The 19,799-nt window shown below is 75.6% G+C and carries 18 protein-coding genes; 10 read left to right on the top strand and 8 right to left on the bottom strand.

Annotated elements, in window-relative coordinates; genetic code table 11:
* Window position 1: 1 nt before the first annotated feature.
* Window positions 2-502, bottom strand: a complete 501-nt coding sequence (locus Ae717Ps2_RS16935) for a hypothetical protein (protein WP_075307242.1) — start codon at window positions 500-502, stop codon at window positions 2-4.
* Window positions 503-688: 186 nt separating this feature from the next.
* On the opposite strand from Ae717Ps2_RS16935, the gene Ae717Ps2_RS16930 reads away from it, so the two are divergent.
* From Ae717Ps2_RS16930 to Ae717Ps2_RS16920, 3 genes are read left to right on the top strand one after another with little or no spacing between them, the layout of a single operon-like run.
* A complete protein-coding gene (locus Ae717Ps2_RS16930) occupies window positions 689-1,444 on the top strand; it encodes a 1-acyl-sn-glycerol-3-phosphate acyltransferase (RefSeq protein WP_020626437.1) in 756 nt (251 codons plus the stop codon).
* Between the two features lie 26 nt (window positions 1,445-1,470).
* Window positions 1,471-1,971 (top strand): polyadenylate-specific 3'-exoribonuclease AS, encoded by a 501-nt coding sequence (locus Ae717Ps2_RS16925; RefSeq protein WP_020626438.1) that lies wholly within the window; start codon window positions 1,471-1,473, stop codon window positions 1,969-1,971.
* A 28-nt stretch (window positions 1,972-1,999) separates the two neighbouring features.
* Window positions 2,000-3,403 (top strand): class II 3-deoxy-7-phosphoheptulonate synthase, encoded by a 1,404-nt coding sequence (locus Ae717Ps2_RS16920; RefSeq protein WP_020626439.1) that lies wholly within the window; start codon window positions 2,000-2,002, stop codon window positions 3,401-3,403.
* 126 nt (window positions 3,404-3,529) lie between these two features.
* Here Ae717Ps2_RS16920 and Ae717Ps2_RS16915 read toward each other — a convergent pair whose 3' ends face one another.
* Window positions 3,530-4,546 carry a LacI family DNA-binding transcriptional regulator gene (locus Ae717Ps2_RS16915; RefSeq protein ID WP_075333593.1) on the bottom strand — a complete coding sequence of 339 codons (1,017 nt, stop codon included), beginning with the start codon at window positions 4,544-4,546 and terminating at the stop codon, window positions 3,530-3,532.
* A gap of 117 nt (window positions 4,547-4,663) precedes the next feature.
* On the opposite strand from Ae717Ps2_RS16915, the gene Ae717Ps2_RS16910 reads away from it, so the two are divergent.
* Genes Ae717Ps2_RS16910 through Ae717Ps2_RS16900 form a run of 3 tightly spaced genes read left to right on the top strand, consistent with a single transcriptional unit; the run spans window position 4,664 to window position 7,913 of the window.
* The gene (locus tag Ae717Ps2_RS16910; RefSeq protein WP_075307238.1) at window positions 4,664-5,641 is read left to right on the top strand and encodes a nucleoside hydrolase; all 978 of its coding nucleotides are present in this window, start codon (window positions 4,664-4,666) and stop codon (window positions 5,639-5,641) included.
* Window positions 5,638-7,062 (top strand): MFS transporter, encoded by a 1,425-nt coding sequence (locus Ae717Ps2_RS16905; RefSeq protein ID WP_075307236.1) that lies wholly within the window; start codon window positions 5,638-5,640, stop codon window positions 7,060-7,062. The genes Ae717Ps2_RS16910 and Ae717Ps2_RS16905 overlap by 4 nt, the downstream gene beginning before the upstream one ends.
* A complete protein-coding gene (locus tag Ae717Ps2_RS16900) occupies window positions 7,059-7,913 on the top strand; it encodes a ribokinase (RefSeq protein ID WP_075333592.1) in 855 nt (284 codons plus the stop codon). Before Ae717Ps2_RS16905 ends, Ae717Ps2_RS16900 begins: the two co-directional genes overlap by 4 nt.
* 179 nt (window positions 7,914-8,092) lie before the next feature.
* Here Ae717Ps2_RS16900 and pknB read toward each other — a convergent pair whose 3' ends face one another.
* Window positions 8,093-9,961, bottom strand: a complete 1,869-nt coding sequence (pknB, locus tag Ae717Ps2_RS16895; RefSeq protein ID WP_083702401.1) for a Stk1 family PASTA domain-containing Ser/Thr kinase — start codon at window positions 9,959-9,961, stop codon at window positions 8,093-8,095.
* Window positions 9,962-10,083: 122 nt separating this feature from the next.
* On the opposite strand from pknB, the gene Ae717Ps2_RS16890 reads away from it, so the two are divergent.
* The gene (locus tag Ae717Ps2_RS16890) at window positions 10,084-10,437 is read left to right on the top strand and encodes an Rv2175c family DNA-binding protein (RefSeq protein ID WP_043278585.1); all 354 of its coding nucleotides are present in this window, start codon (window positions 10,084-10,086) and stop codon (window positions 10,435-10,437) included.
* Between the two features lie 44 nt (window positions 10,438-10,481).
* Here Ae717Ps2_RS16890 and Ae717Ps2_RS16885 read toward each other — a convergent pair whose 3' ends face one another.
* The 4 genes from Ae717Ps2_RS16885 to Ae717Ps2_RS16870 form a co-directional block, all read right to left on the bottom strand.
* Window positions 10,482-11,474: a phytoene/squalene synthase family protein gene (locus tag Ae717Ps2_RS16885; protein ID WP_075333591.1), complete on the bottom strand. Its 993-nt coding sequence runs from the start codon at window positions 11,472-11,474 to the stop codon at window positions 10,482-10,484.
* Window positions 11,455-13,113 (bottom strand): polyprenol phosphomannose-dependent alpha 1,6 mannosyltransferase MptB, encoded by a 1,659-nt coding sequence (gene mptB, locus Ae717Ps2_RS16880; protein ID WP_170918289.1) that lies wholly within the window; start codon window positions 13,111-13,113, stop codon window positions 11,455-11,457. The genes Ae717Ps2_RS16885 and mptB overlap by 20 nt, the downstream gene beginning before the upstream one ends.
* Before the next feature lie 104 nt (window positions 13,114-13,217).
* Entirely contained in the window at window positions 13,218-14,777 is a 1,560-nt protein-coding gene (gene crtI / locus Ae717Ps2_RS16875) for a phytoene desaturase family protein (protein WP_075312029.1), read from the bottom strand.
* A gap of 5 nt (window positions 14,778-14,782) precedes the next feature.
* Complete coding sequence (locus tag Ae717Ps2_RS16870) at window positions 14,783-15,859, bottom strand: polyprenyl synthetase family protein (RefSeq protein WP_075334297.1); 1,077 nt, start codon at window positions 15,857-15,859, stop codon at window positions 14,783-14,785.
* Window positions 15,860-16,072: 213 nt separating this feature from the next.
* On the opposite strand from Ae717Ps2_RS16870, the gene Ae717Ps2_RS16865 reads away from it, so the two are divergent.
* Complete coding sequence (locus Ae717Ps2_RS16865) at window positions 16,073-16,996, top strand: methylenetetrahydrofolate reductase (protein ID WP_043277965.1); 924 nt, start codon at window positions 16,073-16,075, stop codon at window positions 16,994-16,996.
* A gap of 45 nt (window positions 16,997-17,041) precedes the next feature.
* On the opposite strand, the gene Ae717Ps2_RS16860 is transcribed toward Ae717Ps2_RS16865, so the two are convergent.
* The gene (locus Ae717Ps2_RS16860; RefSeq protein ID WP_158071506.1) at window positions 17,042-17,461 is read right to left on the bottom strand and encodes an ATP-binding protein; all 420 of its coding nucleotides are present in this window, start codon (window positions 17,459-17,461) and stop codon (window positions 17,042-17,044) included.
* A 185-nt stretch (window positions 17,462-17,646) separates the two neighbouring features.
* On the opposite strand from Ae717Ps2_RS16860, the gene Ae717Ps2_RS16855 reads away from it, so the two are divergent.
* Both Ae717Ps2_RS16855 and Ae717Ps2_RS16850 read left to right on the top strand, forming a co-directional pair.
* On the top strand, window positions 17,647-18,756 hold the full coding sequence (locus tag Ae717Ps2_RS16855; RefSeq protein WP_075307226.1) for a glycosyltransferase family 4 protein: 1,110 nt from the start codon (window positions 17,647-17,649) through the stop codon (window positions 18,754-18,756).
* A 173-nt stretch (window positions 18,757-18,929) separates the two neighbouring features.
* Window positions 18,930-19,799, top strand: coding sequence for an SAM-dependent methyltransferase (locus Ae717Ps2_RS16850; protein ID WP_075312027.1), 870 nt, complete (start codon window positions 18,930-18,932; stop codon window positions 19,797-19,799).

Genomic DNA, 19,799 nt, shown 5'->3' with positions numbered 1-19,799 from the left:
GCTACAGCCGCGAGCCGTCGTCCCAGGGGTCGGGGCCCTCGTCGGTGTCCGGGCTCCACAGCCGCAGCAACAACCAGCCCAGCCCGGCCGCGATGAGCACCAGCCCCAGCGGCAGCGGCCAGGTCCCGCCGACGCCGACCAGCCCCGGCGCGACGCACAGCAGCAGCCCCACCGCGATCAGTCCGCCACCCACGACGGCCGGGGGGCCCGGCCGCGGCAGTGGCGGCGGCTCCGGCGGGTGGTAGTGGTCCTCCGGGTCGGCGTCGGCCCCGCCTCCCGGGGGCGGGACCGCGGGGCCCGGCCGGTGCACGGGGCGGTCCGCCGCGGTGCCCGTGGCGTCGCCGGTGTCGCCGCTGTCGGTGCGGTCCGCACGGTCGGCCCGCTCGACGGGCTCGGCGGGCCAGTCCGGCACCGAGCCCTCGTCGCGCCAGGCGGAGACGATCGCGTCGAAGTCGTCGTCGGGCCGGTCCTCGCGGTCACGCGCGGGGTCTGCGGAACTCATACCGGTCCGTCCCTCCCCGCTCGCGGCGGCTCCCATCCTGTCACGGCCGGTGTCCCGCCCGACACCGCCCACGGGCCCGCGCGGGCCACCGCGGGGCGCGCCCGACCACGGTGACCACAGCCCCGTTGTGAGGAGGTGTCGACGCTCCGTAGGCTGTCGCCGAAGTCGGTAGGGAGGCAGCGCAGGGTGCTGTACTGGTGGTCCAAGTTCGTGCTGCTCGGCCCGTTGATGAGGCTGTTCTGCCGGCCGGAGGTGCGCGGCGCCGAGAACGTGCCCGCCGGCTCCGGCGCGATCCTCGCCAGCAACCACCTCGCGGTGGCCGACTCCTTCTTCCTGCCGCTGATGCTGCCGCGGCGGGTGACCTTCCTCGCCAAGCGCGAGTACTTCACCGAGCCCGGGATCCGCGGCTGGTTCAAGAAGCAGTTCTTCACCGGCGTCGGGCAGGTCCCGGTGGACCGGTCCGGTGGGTCCGCGGCGCGCGCCGCGATGGACACCGCGGTGCGGCTGCTGAACGAGGGCAAGCTGCTCGGCATCTACCCGGAGGGCACCCGTTCGCCCGACGGGCGGCTCTACAAGGGCAAGACCGGCGTCGCCCGGATGGCGCTGGAGGCCGGCGTGCCGGTCATCCCGGTCGCCATGGTGGGGACCGACAAGGTCAACCCCATCGGCTCGAAGATGTGGCGCCCGCGCAAGGTGCGGATCGTGATCGGCGAGCCGCTGGACTTCTCCCGCTACGAGGGCATGGCGGGGGACCGGTTCATCGAGCGCTCCATGACCGACGAGATCATGTACGCGCTGATGGAGCTGTCCGGGCAGACCTACGTCGACCTGTACGCGGCGTCGGTCAAGGAGAAGGCCGCGGCCGGTGCGCCGCCGCCGGCCCCGTCGCGCCAGAGCCTGCCGCGGCCGGACGCGAACGTGCCCGACTCCCGCGCCTCCTGACCGGCTCCGGCAGACAGGACGGCACCATGCGCTTCTTCTACGACACCGAGTTCATCGAGGACGGCACGACGATCGACCTGGTGTCGATCGGGATCGTCGGCGAGGACGGCCGCGAGTTCTACGCCGTGTCCACCGAGTTCGACCCGGACCGGGCGGGCAAGTGGGTGCGGGCCAACGTCCTGCCCAAGCTGCCCCCGCCCAGCGACCGGGCCTGGATGTCGCGGGCCCGGATGCGTGAGGAGATCCTCGACTTCTGCACCGGTGCGCCCGGCGACGTCGAGCTGTGGGCCTGGATCGCCGCCTACGACCACGTGGCGCTGTGCCAGCTGTGGGGCGCGATGCCCGCGTTGCCGCGCCCGATCCCGCGCTTCACCCGCGAGCTGCGCCAGCGGTGGGAGGACGCGGGCCGCCCGGCACTGCCCCCGCCGCCCGCCGAGGCGCACGACGCGCTCGCCGACGCCCGGCACAACCTGCGGCGCTGGGAAGTGATCGCCGAGACCCTCGCGACGGGGGCCGCGCCCCGGTAGGGATCGGCCGCGGCCTAGGCTGGACCACGTGAACTGGTCCGTCGACGCGCCGATCGACGTCCTCCCGGAGCTGCCGCCGCTGCCCGCGGACCTGCGCTCCGCGCTGGACGACGCGCTCTCCCGCCCCGCCGCCCAGCAGCCCGAGTGGCCCGACCCGTCGCAGGTGGGCGACGTGCGGAAGGTCCTCGAGTCCGTCCCGCCGGTGGTGCTGCCGCCCGAGGTCGACCGGCTGCAGTCCCGGCTCGCCGACGTCGCGAACGGCGAGGCGTTCCTGCTGCAGGGCGGCGACTGCGCCGAGACCTTCGTCGACAACACCGAGCCGCACATCCGGGCGACGATCCGCACGCTGCTGCAGATGGCCGTCGTCCTGACCTACGGTGCCTCGATGCCGGTGGTCAAGGTCGGCCGGATCGCCGGGCAGTACGCCAAGCCGCGCAGCTCCCCGATCGACGCGGCCGGGCTGCCGTCCTACCGCGGAGACATCGTCAACGGCCTCGCTCCGGACCCGCAGGGCCGGATCCCGGACCCGTCGCGCATGGTGCGTGCCTACGCGAACGCCTCCGCGGCGATGAACCTGGTCCGCGGCCTGACCGCGACCGGGCTCGCCGACCTGTCCAAGGTGCACGACTGGAACAAGGACTTCGTCCGCACCTCCGCCGCGGGCGTGCGCTACGAGGCCGTCGCCGCCGAGATCGACCGCGCGGTCCGCTTCATGGACGCCTGCGGGGTGCGCGACCACAACCTGCACCAGGTCGAGTTCTACGCCAGCCACGAGGCGCTGCTGCTGGACTACGAGCGCGCCATGCTGCGCCTGGACCTCGAGCGCGACCCCACCGGCGGGGAGGCCCCGAAGCTCTACGACCTGTCGACGCACTTCCTCTGGATCGGGGAGCGGACCCGCCAGCTCGACGGCGCGCACGTCGCGTTCGCGGAGCTGCTGGCCAACCCGATCGGCATGAAGATCGGCCCGACGACGACGCCCGACCAGGCCGTCGAGTACGTTGAGCGGCTCGACCCGCACAACCGCCCCGGCCGGCTGTCGCTCATCTCCCGGATGGGCAACGACAAGGTCCGCGACGTGCTCCCGGCGATCGTCGAGAAGGTCACCGCCTCGGGGCACAAGGTCATCTGGCAGTGCGACCCGATGCACGGCAACACCCACGAGGCCTCGACCGGCTACAAGACCCGGCACTTCGACCGGATCGTCGACGAGGTGCAGGGCTTCTTCGAGGTGCACCGCTCGCTCGGCACCCACCCCGGCGGCATCCACGTCGAGGTCACCGGCGAGGACGTCACCGAGTGCCTCGGCGGTGCGCAGCGGATCTCCGACACCGACCTCGCCGGCCGGTACGAGACCGCCTGCGACCCGCGGCTGAACACCCAGCAGAGCCTGGAGCTGGCGTTCCTCGTCGCGGAGATGCTGCGCGGCTGACCTGCCGTCCTCGATCAGTACCCGTCGATCAGTACCTCAGCGCTGTTCCGGCCGGTCCGGACCGCGCTCAAGTACTGATCGACGGGAAGCGGGCCGCCCGCATCCCGACGCGCGGGGCGCCCGGGATCAGGCGCCGGTGCTGGCCCGGGCCGCCAGGCGCGACGGCAGGCGGGGGGCGACGCCGTAGCCGTCGGCGCCGGCGAGCACCCCGGCCAGGCGCTGCGCGGCGGCCCGGCCGAGCTCCTCGGCGGGCAGCGCCACGCTCGTCAGCGCCGGCGCCGTCACCTGCGAGTACGGCAGATCGTCGAACCCGGCGACGGCGATGTCCCCCGGCACGTCCAGCCCGAGCCGGTGCGCGGCGGCGAGGACGCCGTAGGCCATCGTGTCCGCCGCCGCGACGACCGCGGTCGCCCCGCCCGCCCGCCAGCGCGGCAGTGCCTCGGCGCTGACGTCGGCGGCCGAGTCGAGGGTCAGCCCGGCCCGGGTGCCGTCGTCGAGGACCCGCAGGCCGTGCTCGGCGGCGACCCGGGACAGCAGCTCGCGGCGCACGGTGAAGGTGGCCGAGGGCGTCGACCCCTCCAGGTAGGCGATCGTCGTGTGCCCGGCCGCGGCGAGGTGCGCGACCAGCGCGCGCACGCCCGGCTCCAGGTCGAAGGTCACCGTGGCCGCGCGGCTCTCGAAACCGGGGGCGTCCATCAGGACCATCGGCGGGCCGCCGGGCTCGAGGTCGTCGAGGAAGGTCGGCGACGGCGCGTGCACCAGCAGCCCGGCCGGCCGGAACGCCGCGACCCGGCGGACGTCGTCGGCGCCGGGCTGTTCGCCGCCCTCGATCACCGACAGCATCAGCGGGTGCCTGCTACCCAGCGCCGCCCGGATCCCGGTGGTGACCCGCCCGAAGTAGGGGTTGGGGAGATCGGGGGCGAGCAGCACGACGAGGTCGGTGGTACCGCGGGCGAGCGAGCTCGCCGCGTGGTCGACCACGTAGCCCAGCTCGTCGACCGCGGCCCGGACCCGGTCGGTGATCACCTCCGACACCCGCCCACGCGACTTGCCGTTCACCACCAGCGACACGGTGGACACGCTCGTCCCCGCCCGCCGGGCCACCATCGCCGCCGTCACCCGCTGGCCCACCGGTCCTGCCATTGGGCGAGCGTACCCGGACGCGCCACACATCAAGCGCTTGACGTCATGCGCTTGACCAGTCACAGTCGACACGTCCGGAGCCCCGGACGGCCGCGACGACGAGGTAGGACACCGGAGATGACCGAGAAGATCGTCCTGGACTGCGATCCGGGCCACGACGACGCGATCGCGCTGCTGCTCGCCCACGGCGACCCGCGGATCGAGCTGCTCGCCGTCACCACGGTCGTCGGGAACCAGACGCTGGACAAGGTGACGCGCAACGCACTGTCGGTCGCGACCCTGGCCGGGATCACCGGCGTGCCGTTCGCGGCCGGCGCCGACCGCCCGCTGCTGCGGGAGATCGCCGTCGCCGCCGACATCCACGGCGAGTCCGGGCTGGACGGCCCGGAGCTGCCCGCCCCGGCGTTCACCACGGTGGACACCCACGCCGTGGACCTCATCGTGGAGACCGTGCTCGCCCACGAGCCGGGCACGGTCACCCTCGTCCCCACCGGCGGTCTGACCAACATCGCGCTCGCCGCCCGGCGCGCACCCGAGATCGTCGGACGGGTCAAGCGGGTGGTGCTGATGGGCGGCGGCGTCGCCGTCGGCAACCGGACCCCGGTGGCCGAGTTCAACATCGCCATCGACCCCGAGGCCGCCGCGATCGTGTTCGAGGCGGGCTGGGAGGTGGTCATGGTCGGGCTCGACCTGACCCACCAGGCGCTGGCCGGTCCCGAGGTGCGCCGCGCGATCCGCGCCGTCGGGACCGGCCCGGCGCGCTTCGTCGACGAGCTGCTCGACTTCTTCGCCGCCACCTACCGCGACGTGCAGGGCTTCGACGCCCCGCCGGTGCACGACCCGTGCGCGGTCGCCCACGTCATCGACCCCACGATCGTCCGGGCGTTCCCGATGCCGATCGTCGTCGAGACGGCGGGTCGGCACACCACCGGGATGACGGTCGCCGACCGGCGCGGTCCGGCCCCGCAGGGGTGCCGCACCCACGCCGCGCTGGAGCTCGACCACGCCCGCTTCTGGGAGCTGGTCGTGGACGCGCTGCGCGCCATCGGCGACCCCGCGCCCGCCCTCCTCGCCGCGACGGAGCAGATCGCATGACCACCCCCGACCGCCGCCCGGTCGTCACGCTCGTCGTGGCGGTGCTGGCCGCCTGCGTGGCGTTCCAGCTCAACGCCTCCATGCTCAGCCCCGCGCTGGTCACCATGGCCCGTGAGCTGGGCACCGACGACGCCACCGTCGGCCTGTCCCAGACGATGTTCTTCACCCTTGCGGCGATGTTCTCGCTGTTCCTGCCGCGGCTGTCCGACATCGCGGGGCGCCGCAGGGTGCTGCTGGTGATGCTCGCGGTCATGCTGGTCGGCAGCGTCGTCGCCGCCCTCGCCGTCAGCGTGCCGATGCTGTTCGCCGGTCGGATCCTGCAGGGCATCACCGGGCCGGTCGTCCCGATCTGCCTGCTCATGCTGCGCAGCGAGATCGCCGACCCGCGCCGCTACGGGGTCGTGCTCGGGCTGATCACCGCCGTCAACGGCGGCGTCGCCGGTCTCGACGCGCTGCTCGGCGGCTGGCTGGCCACCCACCACGGCTTCCGCTCGATCTTCTGGGTCATCGCCGCGGTCACCGTCGTCGCGCTGGTGCTCGTCGCCGTGTGGGGGGTGGAGTCCCGCCCCTCGGAGGGCGCCCGGATGGACTGGCGCGGGGTCGTGCCGCTGGTCGTCGCGGTCGGTGCACTGCTGCTGGCCTTCGACGAGGCCGCCGCGCTGTCCGACGCGAGCTGGGGTCTGGTCGTCGGGTACGCGCTGCTCGCCGTCGTCGCCGCCGTGGTGTTCTGGCGGCTGCAGGGCCGCACCGCGCAGCCGCTCGTCGCACCCGAGGACCTGCGCCGGCGCGCGACCTGGGCCACACTCGGCACCACGCTGCTGACCATGACCGGCGTGTTCGCCGTGGTCAACGGCCTGGTCGCCTCGATCGCCCAGAACCCCACGGCCGGGTTCGGGCTCGGCGCGGACCTCACCGCGCTGGCGCTGCTCGCCCCCTACGCCCTGATCGGCTGGCTGGTCGGGCCGTTCGCCGGTCGGCTGGCCCCGGTGCTCGGCTACCGCACGGTGCTGCGGGTCGGGCTGGCCGGCAGCGTCGTCGCCACCGTGCTGCTGGCGGTGGTGGGGGTGCACTCGTTCCCGGTGCTGGTCGTCGCGACGCTGCTGCTCGGCATCACCTACGCCGGCATCGCCAACATCATGCTCAACGGCCTGGGTGTGCTGCTCTCGCCCGCCGACCGGCCCGGCATGCTCCCCGGGCTCAACGCCGGCGCGTTCAACCTGGGCGCCGGGATCAGCTTCGTGGTGCTGCCCGCGGTGCAGGTCGCCGTCGGCGGTGTCGAGCAGACCGGGGTCGGCGGCTACGCCGCGGGCATGGGCGTCGGGGCCGCGTGCACCGCGGGCGCGTTCGCGCTGTCGCTGCTCATCCCGCGTCCGGCCGCGGCCGAGACCGGCGCCGCACACGACGCGGTGGACGCCCGATGAGCCGGGTCCTGGTCGTCGGCTCGCTCAACGCGGACCTGGTGGTGCGCACCGAGCGCTTCCCCGGACCGGGGGAGACCGTGGCCGGGGAGGACCTGACGGTGGGCCCCGGCGGCAAGGGGGCCAACCAGGCCGTCGCCGCCGCCCGGCTCGGGGCCGGTGCCGGGGTCGGCGTGGGCATGGTCGGCGCGATCGGCGACGACGACCACGGCCGCACCGTGCGCGACGCCGTCGCCGCCGCGGGTGCCGACGTCGACCGGGTCGCGGTGCGGGCCGGCACGGCCACCGGCACCGCGGTCATCACCGTCGACGCCGCGGGCGACAACACGATCGTCGTCTCGCCGGGGGCCAACGCCACCCTGGGGCCGGAGGACCTGCCCGCCTTCGACGACGTCGCAGTGCTGACGCTGTGCCTGGAGATCCCCACCCCGACGGTGCTGGCCGCCGCCCGCGCCGCCGGGACCACCGTGCTGCTCAACCTCTCGCCGTACGCCCCGGTGCCCCCGGAGCTGCTCGACGCCACCGATGTGCTCGTCGTCAACGAGCACGAGGCCGCGCTGCTGGGGGAGCACCCGGTGCCCCGGTCGGTGGTGACACGCGGGGCCGCGGGGTGCGAGGTCCACGACGCCGACCGCGATACGGTGTCCACAGTGGAAGCGATGCGGGTCGAGCCGGTGGACACCACCGGCTCGGGCGACGCGTTCCTCGCGGCCGTCGCCGTGCGGCTCGCCGCCGGGGACGACCTGGTCGACGCGGCCCGCTATGCCGTGCGCGCCGGTGCCCTCGCGGTGACCGTCGCCGGGGCGCAGCTGCCGCCCGTCGGCGACGACGAGCGCATCCGCTTCGGGCTGTAGGCCCCACGAACGCCGGTGTCCCGGCCGGACCGCCATCCGGCCGGGACACCGGTTCCCGTCCCGCCGGGTTCCGGGCCGCGGCCGGTGTCCACGCGGTGTGTCGCCCGGCCCGGAGCATCCGGCCTAGAGCACCCGTCGCGGAGCATCCGGCTCGGAGCGCCCGGATCCGAGGGCCGGGCTCAGAGGACGGTGAGCGTGATGGTGTCGCCCGGTTCGGCGTCGCTGCCCGCTCCCGGGTCCTGCCCGATGACGCGCCCGTCGCGGCGGCCGAACGGGAAGCCGCGCTCGACGTCGACGTCGAAGCCCGCCTGGCGCAGCAGGTCCGCGGCCTCGTCGGCGCGCATGCCGATCACGAACGGCACCGAGGTGGGGCCCGGCTCCGCGGTGGGCGGCGTGGTCGTCGGGGGCGGGGCGGGTTCGGCGCCGCGACTGGTGACCAGGGTGACCGCCGCGCCGCTCGCCAGCCGGGTCCCGGCGGGCGGGTCGGTCCGGATGACCGCCCCGGCCGGCACCTCGGTGCTGTACTCCGCCGCGGTCGTGGACTGCACCGGGGTCAGCCCGGCGCGGCGCACCGCGTCCTCGGCGGTGGCCACGGCGCTGCCGGCCGGCACGTCGGGGACGGCGGGCCGGCCGGTGGAGACGACCAGGGTGACCGTGGTGCCGCGCAGCACGCGGGTCTCCGGCGCCGGGTCGACCTGGGCGACCCGGTCGGGGGCCACCTCGTCGTCGGCGCGTTCGGTGACGGTCGGGGTCAGGTCGGACTCGGCGACCAGCGCGGTCGCCTGCTCCCGGTCCATGCCGGTGACCGCGGGCATCGTGGTCCAGCGGCCGGACCCGAGCCACCAGGCGCCCGTCCCGGCCAGTGCGGCCAGCAGCAGGAGCAGCACCATCCACAGCGCGAATACCCGGCGGCCACGACGGCGGCGCCCGGCCAGCTCCTCGCGGGTCATCGGCTCCGGCTGACCGGCGGGGGTGACGGCGGTGCCGTGCGCGCCGCGGGCCCTGGTCTGCACCCGGGTGCCGCCGGGGCCCGGCGCGGCCGCGTCGAGCGGCCGGTGCCGCAGCGGTCCGGCGGGGAGGGTGGCGCCGTCGTCGGGGGGCGGCGGGCCGGGCGGTCGCGGCGTCGCGGTCCGGGGCAGGCCCAGCCGGTCGGCCATGTCCAGCAGCTCGCGGCGGAAGTGCTCCGCGTCGACCGGGCGCTGCTCCGGGTCCCGCGAGGTGGCCCGGGCGACGAGCGCGTCCACGGCCGGTGGCAGGCCCGGGACCAGCGCCGACGGCGGCGGCACGTCCTCGTTCACGTGCCGGTAGGCCACCGACAGCGGGTTGTCGGCGGTGTAGGGCGGCTGCCCGGTCAGCATCTCGTAGAGCACGACGCCGGCGGCGTAGACGTCGCTGCGGCCGTCGGCGCGGCCGGACACGACCTGCTCGGGGGAGAGGTAGGCCATCGTCCCGAGGAGCATCCCCGCGTGGCTGACCCCGGCCTCGGCGGCCGCGGTGAGCAGGCCGAAGTCGGCCACCTTCACCTCGCCGCCGGAGGAGATCAGCACGTTCTCCGGCTTCACGTCGCGGTGCACCATGCCGAGCCGGTGCGCGCGGGCCAACCCGGCGAGGACCGGCTCCAGCACCCGCACCGCGGCGGGGAGCCCGAGTGCGCCGCGGGCGCGCAGCACGTCGCGCAGGGTGCCGCCGTCGACCAGCTCCATGACGACGAACAGGCTGGCCTCGCCCAGCGGGCCCGCCGGGACGGTGCCCCGGTCGTAGACGGCGACGACGCACGGGTGGTCGATCCGCGCCGCCAGGCGGGCCTCCCGGTCGAACCGGGTGCGGAAGGCGTGGTCCCCGGCCATCCTCGGGTCCATCACCTTGATCGCGACGGCGCGTTCGAGACGGGTGTCGGTGCCGTGGTGCACCGTCGACATGCCGCCGCGGGCCAGCACCGGGCCGACCCGGTAGCGACCGTCGAGCAGCACCTCGCCGGGGCCGTCGGCGGCGAGCCGCCCGGCCCCACCCGGGGTGCCGGGGGCGGCCGGACCGGACGGTGAGCTCATCGCGGGTCAGGTTACCGGTGGGGATCCCGGCGCTCGTGCAGGTGGTCGGCGCCGGGGCCGCCGTGCCGGTCGGTGCGGTGGGCGTCGCCGCCGCCCGGGGCGGTGTGGGACAGTGTCCGGCTGTGAACGAGTCCCTCCCCGCCGCTGTCACCGAGGAGACGCTGAGCGTCGCCGAGGTGGCCGACCGCCTGTCGATCCCCGTCTCCCGGGTGCACCAGCTCGTCCGCGACGGGCAGCTCCTGTCCTTCAAGGAGGGGCACGACGTCGTCGTCCCCGCGGCGCTGCTCGACCGGGACGGCGTCGTCCGCGGGCTGCCGGGCACGATCGTCGTCCTGCGGGACGGCGGCTACGACGACCACGCGATCCTGACCTGGCTGTTCAGCGAGGAGGAGTCGCTGGACGGCGCCCCGATCACCGCGCTGCGCGCGGGCCGGCACAAGGAGATCAAGCGCCGCGCCCAGGCCATGGCCTTCTGACCGCCGCCCCGCGGTCTGACCGGTGCCCTGCGGGGCGCGGCCCGTCAGGCGCGGGCGCGGTGGACGCGGTCGCGCGCCAGCTGGCTCCCGCGGGCGGCCAGCGCCCGGCCGAGCCGGGGCAGCGCGACGGCGGCCCGGCGCCGGTTCGACACCGCGACCCGGCGGGTCAGGACGTCGTAGCCGGCGTCGGCGATCTCGTCGAGGATCTCCGCGTACAGCACCCGGGCGGCGCCGACGCAGGCCCGCGACACCGGCTCCAGCATCGGGATCCCCGGGTCGGCCCGGCGGTAGGTGGCCCGGGTCCGGGCGACCAGGTGGGCCAGGGCGCGGCGGATCCGTGGGTCCGGGCGCCCGGTGCGCCGGCTCCAGGCCAGCAGCTCCCGGTCGACCCCGAACGCGGCGAGCTCGTCGGCGGGCAGGTACACCCGGCCGCGGTCGAGGTCCTCGCCGACGTCGCGCAGGAAGTTCGTGATCTGGAACGCCACGCCCAGCAGCGCGGCGTGCGGCTCGGCCTCGGCCCGCGGCACGACGGTCCCGAGCACCGGCAGCGTCTGCAGCCCGATCACCGCGGCCGAGCCGTGCACGTAGACGGCCAGCTCGTCGTCGGTGGCGTAGTCGGTGACGGACAGGTCCATCCGCATCGAGACCATGAAGTCCCGGAACAGTGACGCGTCGAGGTCGTGGCGGCGCGCTGTCTCGGCGACGGCGATGACCTCGGGCCTGCTGCCGGGCAGTGGCGCGCCCGCCAGCGCGGCCGCCAGCTCGGCGTCGAGCGCGTCGAGCCGGGTGTGCGGGTCCCCGCCGCCCGCGCCGTCGGGGTCGTCGACGATCTCGTCGGCGAAGCGCGCGAAGCCGTAGAGGGCGTGGATGTCGACCCGTCGCTCCGGGGGCAGCAGCCGGGTCGCGAGGAAGTAGGTGCGCCCGTGCTCGGCGTGCAGCGCCCGGCAGGCGGCATAGGCCGCGCGCAGCTGCGGGTCGGTCAGGCCGGCGGCGTCGAGCTCGACGCGCCCGGCCCGCTCAGCCGCGGACGGCCGCATCGTCGGTGGGCGGCTGGGTCGCGGGCCCTGTCGCGGGTTGTGTCACGGCCGGGGCCGGGGCCGGGGCCGGCGACGGCGTGCTCCGGCGCAGGCCGAGCGGGTCCGGCCGCAGCAGCGACACCGCGGCCAGGACACCGGCCAGGGCGCAGGCCAGCAGGTAGTGCGGCACGTAGAGGGCGGTCTCGCCGTCGGGGAAGTACACGATCATCAGCCAGATCGAGCCGAACACGACCCACTGCAGCCCGCGGGCGCTCCACGGGGTCATCGCGAGCAGGCAGAACCCCCAGCTCAGGTACCACGGCAGTGTGGTGGGGGAGAGGACCGCGGCCAGCGCGAGGGCGATCGCCGCGTTGCGCACCGCGACCCGCGGGTCGTTGCGGCCGCGCCACCACAGCAGTGCGATCAGTGCGGCCATCACCAGCGCGCCGATGAACCGGAACGTGTCGACGAACGCCTGGGAGTTCACCTCCTCGGCGAACATCCCGGCCACGCTCGCGGTCGCCTGCCCGACGGCGGTCGGCACCGACAACCAGTTCACGATCATCGAGGGGGCGCTGAGCGCGGGCAGCCAGCCCAGCCCGAGACCGGTGAGCCAGGTGGCCCCGCCGAACACGACGCCGAACACCGCCACCGACGGCACCCCGGCCCGGACCAGCCGCGACCAGAACCCGCCGGAGAGCTTCGCCGCCCACACGAGCACCAGGAACGGCAGCACGATCCCGGCCGAGGCCTTGACCGCCATCGCCAGCGACGCGACGACGATCGCCCACACGAACCGCTCCCGCAGCGCCAGCAGCGCCGCCAGCGGCAGCAGGCCGACGACCAGCAGGTCGTTGTGCACCCCGCCGACCATGTGCACGACCATCACCGGGTTCGCCACCGCCAGCCACAGCGCGACCGCGGGACGCCCGCCCAGGCGCCGGGTCAGCGCGGGCAGCACCGCGACGAGCAGCAGCAGCCCGGTGACCAGGCTCAGCCGCATCAGCACGACGCCGAGCAGCACGTTCTGGCCGGCGAGCAGGACCACGCCCTGGGCGAGCAGGATGAACAGCGGCCCGTAGGGGGCGGGGGTGTCCTGCCAGAAGAAGTGGACGTTGTCGGTGAAGATCCCGCCCATGGTGTCCGGCCCGACGACGTACGGGTCGTACCCGGCCAGCGGCAGCGCGCCCTGGGCGAGGTAGCTGTAGGGGTCGCGGGTGAACAGCGGCGCCGTGACCAGCATCGGCAGCATCCACACCGCGGCCGTCGTCAGCACCGCGCGGCCGCCGGCGCTGCGGGCGAGCACGGCGCGGCCCAGCCGCACCCACGCCCACACCATCAGCACCAGGCCGACGTAGATCACGATCGTCGCGAGCATCGCGCCGTGGCCGTAACGCCAGAACGACAGGGCCGAGTTGCCGATCACCGGGTCCCGCATCGGGATCCCGCCGCCGCCGAACGAGCCGAGGAACATCAGCACGGTCCCGGCCAGCCCCAGCAGCAGGATGCCCCGCGGCGGCGAGCCGAGCCGCTCGACCGGACCGGGCCCGGCGGGCCGCGGGGTGGCGGGCGGGGGCAGGACCCGGCCCGCGCCGGGGGCCGGCGTCACCGGTTCGGGAGCCGCCGGGCGGGGGAGCGGGGGCGAGGGCTGAGCCGTCATCGTGTCCGTGTGTGCTGGTCGGGCGTCGTCCGGTGTCATGATTCCACGCCCCTCGACGCTCCTACTCGGCGCCCGCCCGCAGTGGCCGTCGTCAGTGCCGACCCTCAGCGACCCGTGCGTGCCCCGACCCCGTGCCCGGCGCGCTCGGCCGGGCGCGGACCGGTGATCCGCTCCGCCGCCAGCCGCCCGGAGATCAGCACCGGCGGGATCCCGACGCCGGGGGTCGTGCCGCACCCGGCGAGCACCGCGTTCGCCGTCCCGCGGACCAGGTTGCGCGGCCGGAACGGGCCGGTCTGGGCCAGCGTGTGCGACGCCGAGAACGGCGTGCCCGCCGCCATCCCGGCGGCCGCCCAGTCCTGCGGGGTCCACATCCGGGTCCAGCTCGGCTCCGCCGAGGAGTCCACCAGGCCGCGGTCGGCGAGCACCCCGAACAGCTCCTCGGCGTAGGCCGGGCCGACCCGGTCCCAGTCGATCCCGGGCGCCACCGCGGTGTTCGGGCAGGGCGCGAGCACGCTCATGACCTCGCGCCCGTCGGGCTGCAGCGACGGGTCGGTCAGCCCGGGCCGGGTGACCAGCAGCGACGGGTCGGACATCAGCCGGCCCTCGTCGATGATCTCGCGGAAGGTGCCCTCCCAGGAGCCGCCGAAGGAGATCGTGTGGTGGTGCTGCGCGGTGCCCGGGGCGGGGGCGGGCATCCCCGCGTGCACGACGACGGCGCTGGGCGACCAGCGCAGCCCGACCGGGCGTCGCGGCGCCCCGCCGAGCAGCGCGTAGGCCGCGGGCAGCTCGGGGGTGAGCACGACCGCGTCGCACGGGGTGCGCGACTCGTCGGTGCCGTCGGGGCCGGTGTGCCGGACCGCGGTGACCCGGTCGCCGGAGCGGTCCAGGCCGGTCACGGTGCGGCCGTAGTGGATCTCCGCGCCCGCGTCGGCGGCCGCGCCGGCCAGCGCGGTCCCCATCATCCGCATGCCGCCGCGGGGGAAGTACACGCCCGCGATCGTGTCCATGTAGGCGATCACGCCGTAGGCGCCGAGCGCGTCGCGCGGGGAGACCCCGGCGTAGAGCGCCTGGAAGGAGAACACCCGGCGCAGTCGCTCGTCGGGCAGGAAGCGGTCGATCCGCCGCCCGAGCCGTCCGAACCCGCCGAGCGCGGCGAGCCGGGCCAGGTCGGGGCCGAGCAGCGACAGCGGCGAGTCCATGTTCGCGCCGATGAAGTGGTCCATCTCGGCGCGGTAGAGGTCGGTGAGCCAGCGACGCAGCCGTCGGTACCCGGCCGCGGAGTCCGGGCCGCAGGTCTCGCGGATCTCGTGCTCCATGGCGGCGGCGTCGGTGTGCACCGCGATGGCCGAGCCGTCGGCGAACTCGGCCCGGTAGGCCGGGTCGAGCCGGACGAGGTCGAGCCGGTCCGCGGTGGTCTCGCCGACGGCGGCGAAGGCGGAGTCCAGCAGCTCCGGCATGGTCAGCACGGTCGGGCCGGTGTCCAGGGCGTAGGTCCCGTGGGCGTCGGTCACGTCGAGCCGTCCGGCGCGGCCGCCGGGGACGCTCTCCCGCTCGACGACCGTGACCCGGCGGCCCGCGCCCAGCAGGTGCAGCGCGGTCGACAGCCCCGCCAGCCCCGCCCCCACGACGACGACGTGGTCGGAGGGCCCCTCGATCCGCCGCATCCCGCTCACCACGCCCGTCGGGTGGCGCGCTCGGCCAGCTCGAACAGGTGCGACCGGCCCGGTTCGGCGACCGGTGCGGAGTCGAGCGCGTCGAGCGCGGCGCCGGTGAGGGCGGCGATCCGCTGCTCCACCGACTGCACCGCGCCCAGCTCGGACAGCGCGGAGCGGGCCCGGTCCAGGCTCGCGGCGTCCAGGTCGGGGTCGCCGAGCGCGGCGAGGACGACGTCGGCGGCGGCCCGGTCCCCGCGCTGCTCGGCCCGCTGCAGGGCCGCGGCGACCAGCAGGGTCCGCTTGCCCTCGCGCAGGTCGTCCCCGGCGGGCTTGCCGGTGACCCGGGGGTCGCCGAACACGCCGAGCAGGTCGTCGCGCAGCTGGAACGCGACCCCGATGTCGGCGCCGTAGCGCCGGTAGGCCGCGACGACCCGCGGGTCGGCCCCGGCGATCGCCGCGCCCAGGTGCAGCGGCCGCTCCACGGTGTAGGCGGCGGTCTTGAAGCGGTCGATGGTCAGCGCGGTCGACTCCGCGGTGTCCCCGGAGGCCTGCGCCAGCACGTCGAGGTACTGGCCGGACAGCACCTCGGTGCGCATCGCCCGCCACGGCTCGGCGGCGCGGGTGTGGGCTCCCTCGGGCAGCGGTGCGGCGTGGAACATGTCGTCGGCCCACACCTGGGCCAGGTCCCCGACGAGGATCGCGACGGCGGCACCGAACCGGGCCGGCGGGCCCGACCAGCCGTTCGCCGCGTGCATCCTGGCGAACTCCACGTGCACCGTCGGCCGGCCGCGCCGGGTGGAGGAGGCGTCCATCAGGTCGTCGTGGACCAGCGCGCACGCCTGGATCAGCTCCAGCGACGCGATCGCGCTCAGCACGCCCTGGGCGTGCGGGTCGGCCGGGTCGCCACCCGCGCCCCGCCAGCCCCACCAGGCGAAGGTGGGCCGCAGCCGCTTCCCACCGCCCAGGACGAACCCGGCCAGCGCGTCGGCGGCCTGTACGACGACCGGGTCGATGCCCGACACCTCGGCGCGCCGGCGGTCCAGGTACCCGGCCAGCACCCGTTCCACGTGCTGGGGCAGCGCGTCGTCCAGGGGGGCCGGACCGGTCGTGGACGGGCCGGGGGACCCGGACGGACCGGACGGTGCGGACACGGGGGAGACGGGGTCTGCCACGTCGACCAGGCTATCGGTGCGCCGGGGACCCGGCCCGTCGATGCGGTGGTGGTGCACGTCATGGCCGCTCGGGGGCGGTGCGGACCCTTCGGCGGACGACCGGTGGGTCCTGCGCCCCGTAAGGTCGTCGCCGTGACGACGAGTTCCGCATCCACGGTGACCGAACGGATCAGCGTCGACCGCCCCTTCTTCGCGGTGGAGTTCTTCCCGCCGAAGGACGACCAGGGCGAGGCGGAGCTGTGGCGCGCCATCCGTCGCCTCGAGGTGCTGGACCCCGCCTACGTCTCGGTGACCTACGGCGCGGGCGGCTCCAGCCGCGACCGGACCGTCCGCACGGTCGAACGGATCGCCACCGACACCACGCTCTGCTCGATGGCGCACCTGACCGCCGTCTCGCACTCCACCGACGAGCTGCGCCACGTGATCGGGTCGCTGGCCGCCGCGGGTGTCCGCAACATCATGGCGCTGCGCGGGGACCCGCCCGGCGACCCGCTCGGCGAGTGGGTCGCCCACCCCGAGGGACTCGAGTACGCCGACCAGCTGGTCGCGCTGATCAAGCGGTCCGGCCCGTTCTGCGTGGGCGTCGCCGCGTTCCCCTACGGCCACCCGCGCTCGGCCGACCTCGACGCCGACACCGAGCGGCTCGTCGGGAAGTTCCGGGCAGGGGCGGAGTTCGCCGTCACCCAGCTGTTCCTGGAGCCCGAGGGCTTCCTGCGGCTGCGTGACCGGGTCGCCGCCGCCGGGTTCGACCAGCCGATCATCCCCGGCATCATGCCGCTGACCTCGGAGAAGACCTTCCGCAAGGGTCCGGAGCTGTCCGGCTCGCCGCTGCCGGGAGCACTGGTGGAGCGGCTCGCGCCCTACTCCGGCGACGCGGCGGGGTTCCGCGCCGCGGGGATGGAGGTCACCGGCGAGCTGTGCGAGCGGCTGCTCGCCGAGGGCGTCCCCGGGATCCACTTCTACTGCCTCAATCGGTCCACGGCGACGACCGAGCTGGTCGAGCGGCTCGGGCTGGCACCGCGCCACGAGGGGGCCCGGCACTCCACCCCGGCCTGACCCCGCGCCGCAGCGCCCGTGCCGGTCCGACGGCCGGGCCGGTGGTCAGGCCGGGCGCACCAGGTGCAGGTCCGGGGCCGGTCGGGCGCCCGTCGGCCCGACGTCGGCCCAGGTCGTCTTGCCGCCGCGGTGCGGGCGCACCCCCCAGCGCTGTGCGAGCCGGCCGACGATCTGCAGCCCGCGCCCGCGGGTGGCGGTGGGGTCGTGGGGCTGCTCGCGTCCGCGGACGACCGAGCCGTCGCGGACGCGCAGCCGCACCGCGCCGTCGCGCACCCGGGCGGTCACCAGCATCGGGGTGTGCGCGTGGTCGATGCCGTTCGCGACCAGCTCGTGCAGCACGAGTGCCGCGTCGTCGAGGGTCGAGTCGTCCACCAGCGGCGTCAGGAACCGCGTCAGCTCGTGCCGGGCCGCGCGGCACGCGGCCGCGTCGGGCTCCACCCTCAGGGTCCAGGACTGCGCGGTCACGGCCCGCCCCCTCCCCGTCCTGTCGGGTCGTGCCACCCGACCTGAACGGGTTACCCGATGTGCCCCCCTCGCACACGCGCGCGGTCACCCACCCGTGGGCCGCCCGGAGCGGGTACGGTCACAGATCCGACGCGTAGAGCCAACTGCGCGTGCCCGCAGCTGCGAGCACGACGTGGAGGCTCCGCTTGCGCATTGCCGTCATCCGTACCCCCGAGGTCCCGAGAACGTGCGGCGCGGGAATCACCGCCGCCTCGCTGGCCGCCGCCGGGCACACCGTCCGGGTGTTCACCGACGTCCCCGACGACCCGGACCTGGTCGCCCGGGCCGGCAGCGACGCACTGCGCGTACAGCCGTGGGACGCCGGGCAGGACACCGCACTGGCCGCGGCGTGGTCCGACGACCCGCCCCAGGTGGTGCACGCGATCGGTCTGCGCGCCGGGGTCGCCGCCGCCGCGACCGGGGTGCCGGTGGTGCAGGTCTACCCGCCCGACACCCCGGGCCCGGCCGTGGTTCCCGCGGCCCGTACCTGGTCGTCGCCGGAGGTGGCCCGGGTGCTGGCCTCCAGCGAGGAGCAGCACACCGCCCTGCTGCGCCACGGGGTGCCGCGGGCGGCGTTGCGGACCGTGCCGACCGCCGTCGACACCGACGCCTTCACCCCCGACGGCCCGGCGCTGCGCCGGGGCGAGCGGCCGCGGCTCCTCGCGGTCGGCTCGCTGGCCGACGGTGCCGGGGTGGACACGGTGATCCGGGCGCTGGCCCGGATCCGCACCGCCGAGCTGCTGGTCGCCGGCGGCGCGGCGGGCCAGGACCCCGACCGCGCGCGCCTGTTCGGCATCGCCCGCGAGGCCGGAGTCGCCGGACGTGTCCGGTTCCTCGGGCCGGTCGAGGGTGACCTGCTCCCGCGGCTGCTGCGCTCGGCCGACGTCGTGGTCGCCGCGCCGGAGCACGACGTCGGGGTCGGGGCGGTCCTGCAGGCGATGGCGTGCGCGCGACCGGTCGTGGCGACAGGGGTGGGCGGGCTGCGCGACGTCGTCGTCGACGGGGTGACCGGGATGCTGGTCCGCCCGGCCCGGCCGGCCGAGCTGGCGGTCGCGCTGCGCGGCGTGCTCGGCGACGACGCCCTGCGCGTCGGGTTCGGGATCGCGGGCCGGGACCGTGCGGTGTCACGGTTCGACCGGGTGCGGATCGCCCAGGCCCTGACCGCCGTCTACGGCGAGCTGGTCGGCGAGCCGGTCGTCGAGCCTTCCGAGGACGACGACCCCGAGGCCCGCACGCCGGTGGGCGCCCTGGGCTGACCCGGCGGCCGTGCTCCCCGGCACCTACGCGGCTCCCTGGCACCTACGCGGCGTCGCGGATCGCGCACGCACCGTCGGTATGGGGCTCGGTGTCCGGTACCGCCTGCGCCGTGCGAGTGGTCATCCGCGTGACTGGTGAGCGACGCTAAGCATCAGCTCCTACCGTGATCGGCATGCGCACAGCCGACGATCAGTGGGACATCACCAGCAGCGTGGGCGCCACCGCCCTGGCCGTCGCCGCGGGGCGGGCACTGGAGACCCGCCGCCCCGACCGACTGGTCGACGATCCGTACGCCCAGCGGTTCGTCGATGCGGCCGGGACGCTGTCGGCCGTGCCGCAGGACCCGGACGACCCCGCCGACCCGTGGGTCGTGCAGGCCGGCTACCAGGGCGTGCGCTCCCGCTTCTTCGACGAGGCCCTCACCGGCGCCGGGACGACCCAGGTCGTGCTGCTCGCCGCGGGACTCGACGCGCGGGCCCTGCGGCTGCCGTGGCCCGCCGGGACCACGGTGTTCGAGGTCGACCAGCCGAAGGTGCTGGACTTCAAGGACGGGGTCGTCGCCGAGGCGGGGATCACGCCGACCGCGCGCCGGGTCACCGTGCCGGTCGACCTGCGCCACGACTGGCCCGCCGCGCTCACCGCCGCCGGTTTCGACCCGGCCCGGCCGACCGCCTGGCTGGCCGAGGGGCTGCTGCCCTACCTGCCCGCCGACGCCGAGCAGCTCCTGTTCGAACGGGTGCACGCGCTGTCGGCGCCGGGCAGCCGGATCGCCGTCGAGCACTTCGGCGACCAGGTGGAGCGGATCGCGGACGACCCGTCGTTCCGGGTGGCCGCCCAGGAGATGCTGCCCGGCACCGACGTCCGCGAGCTGTTCTTCGCCGAGCCCCGGACCGAGCCCTGCGACGCCTGGCTGCGCCGCCACGGCTGGACGGTCACGGCCCGTACGGCCCGCGACGTCGCCGCGGACTACGGGCGACCGCTGGGCGGCACGGCCGTCGACATCCTCGGCGCGACGACGCTGCTGTGGGCCGACCGGCCCTGA

The organism is Pseudonocardia sp. Ae717_Ps2, assembly GCF_001932475.1.
Taxonomy (GTDB): domain Bacteria; phylum Actinomycetota; class Actinomycetes; order Mycobacteriales; family Pseudonocardiaceae; genus Pseudonocardia.
This window is presented reverse-complemented; position numbering and strand designations above follow the sequence as displayed.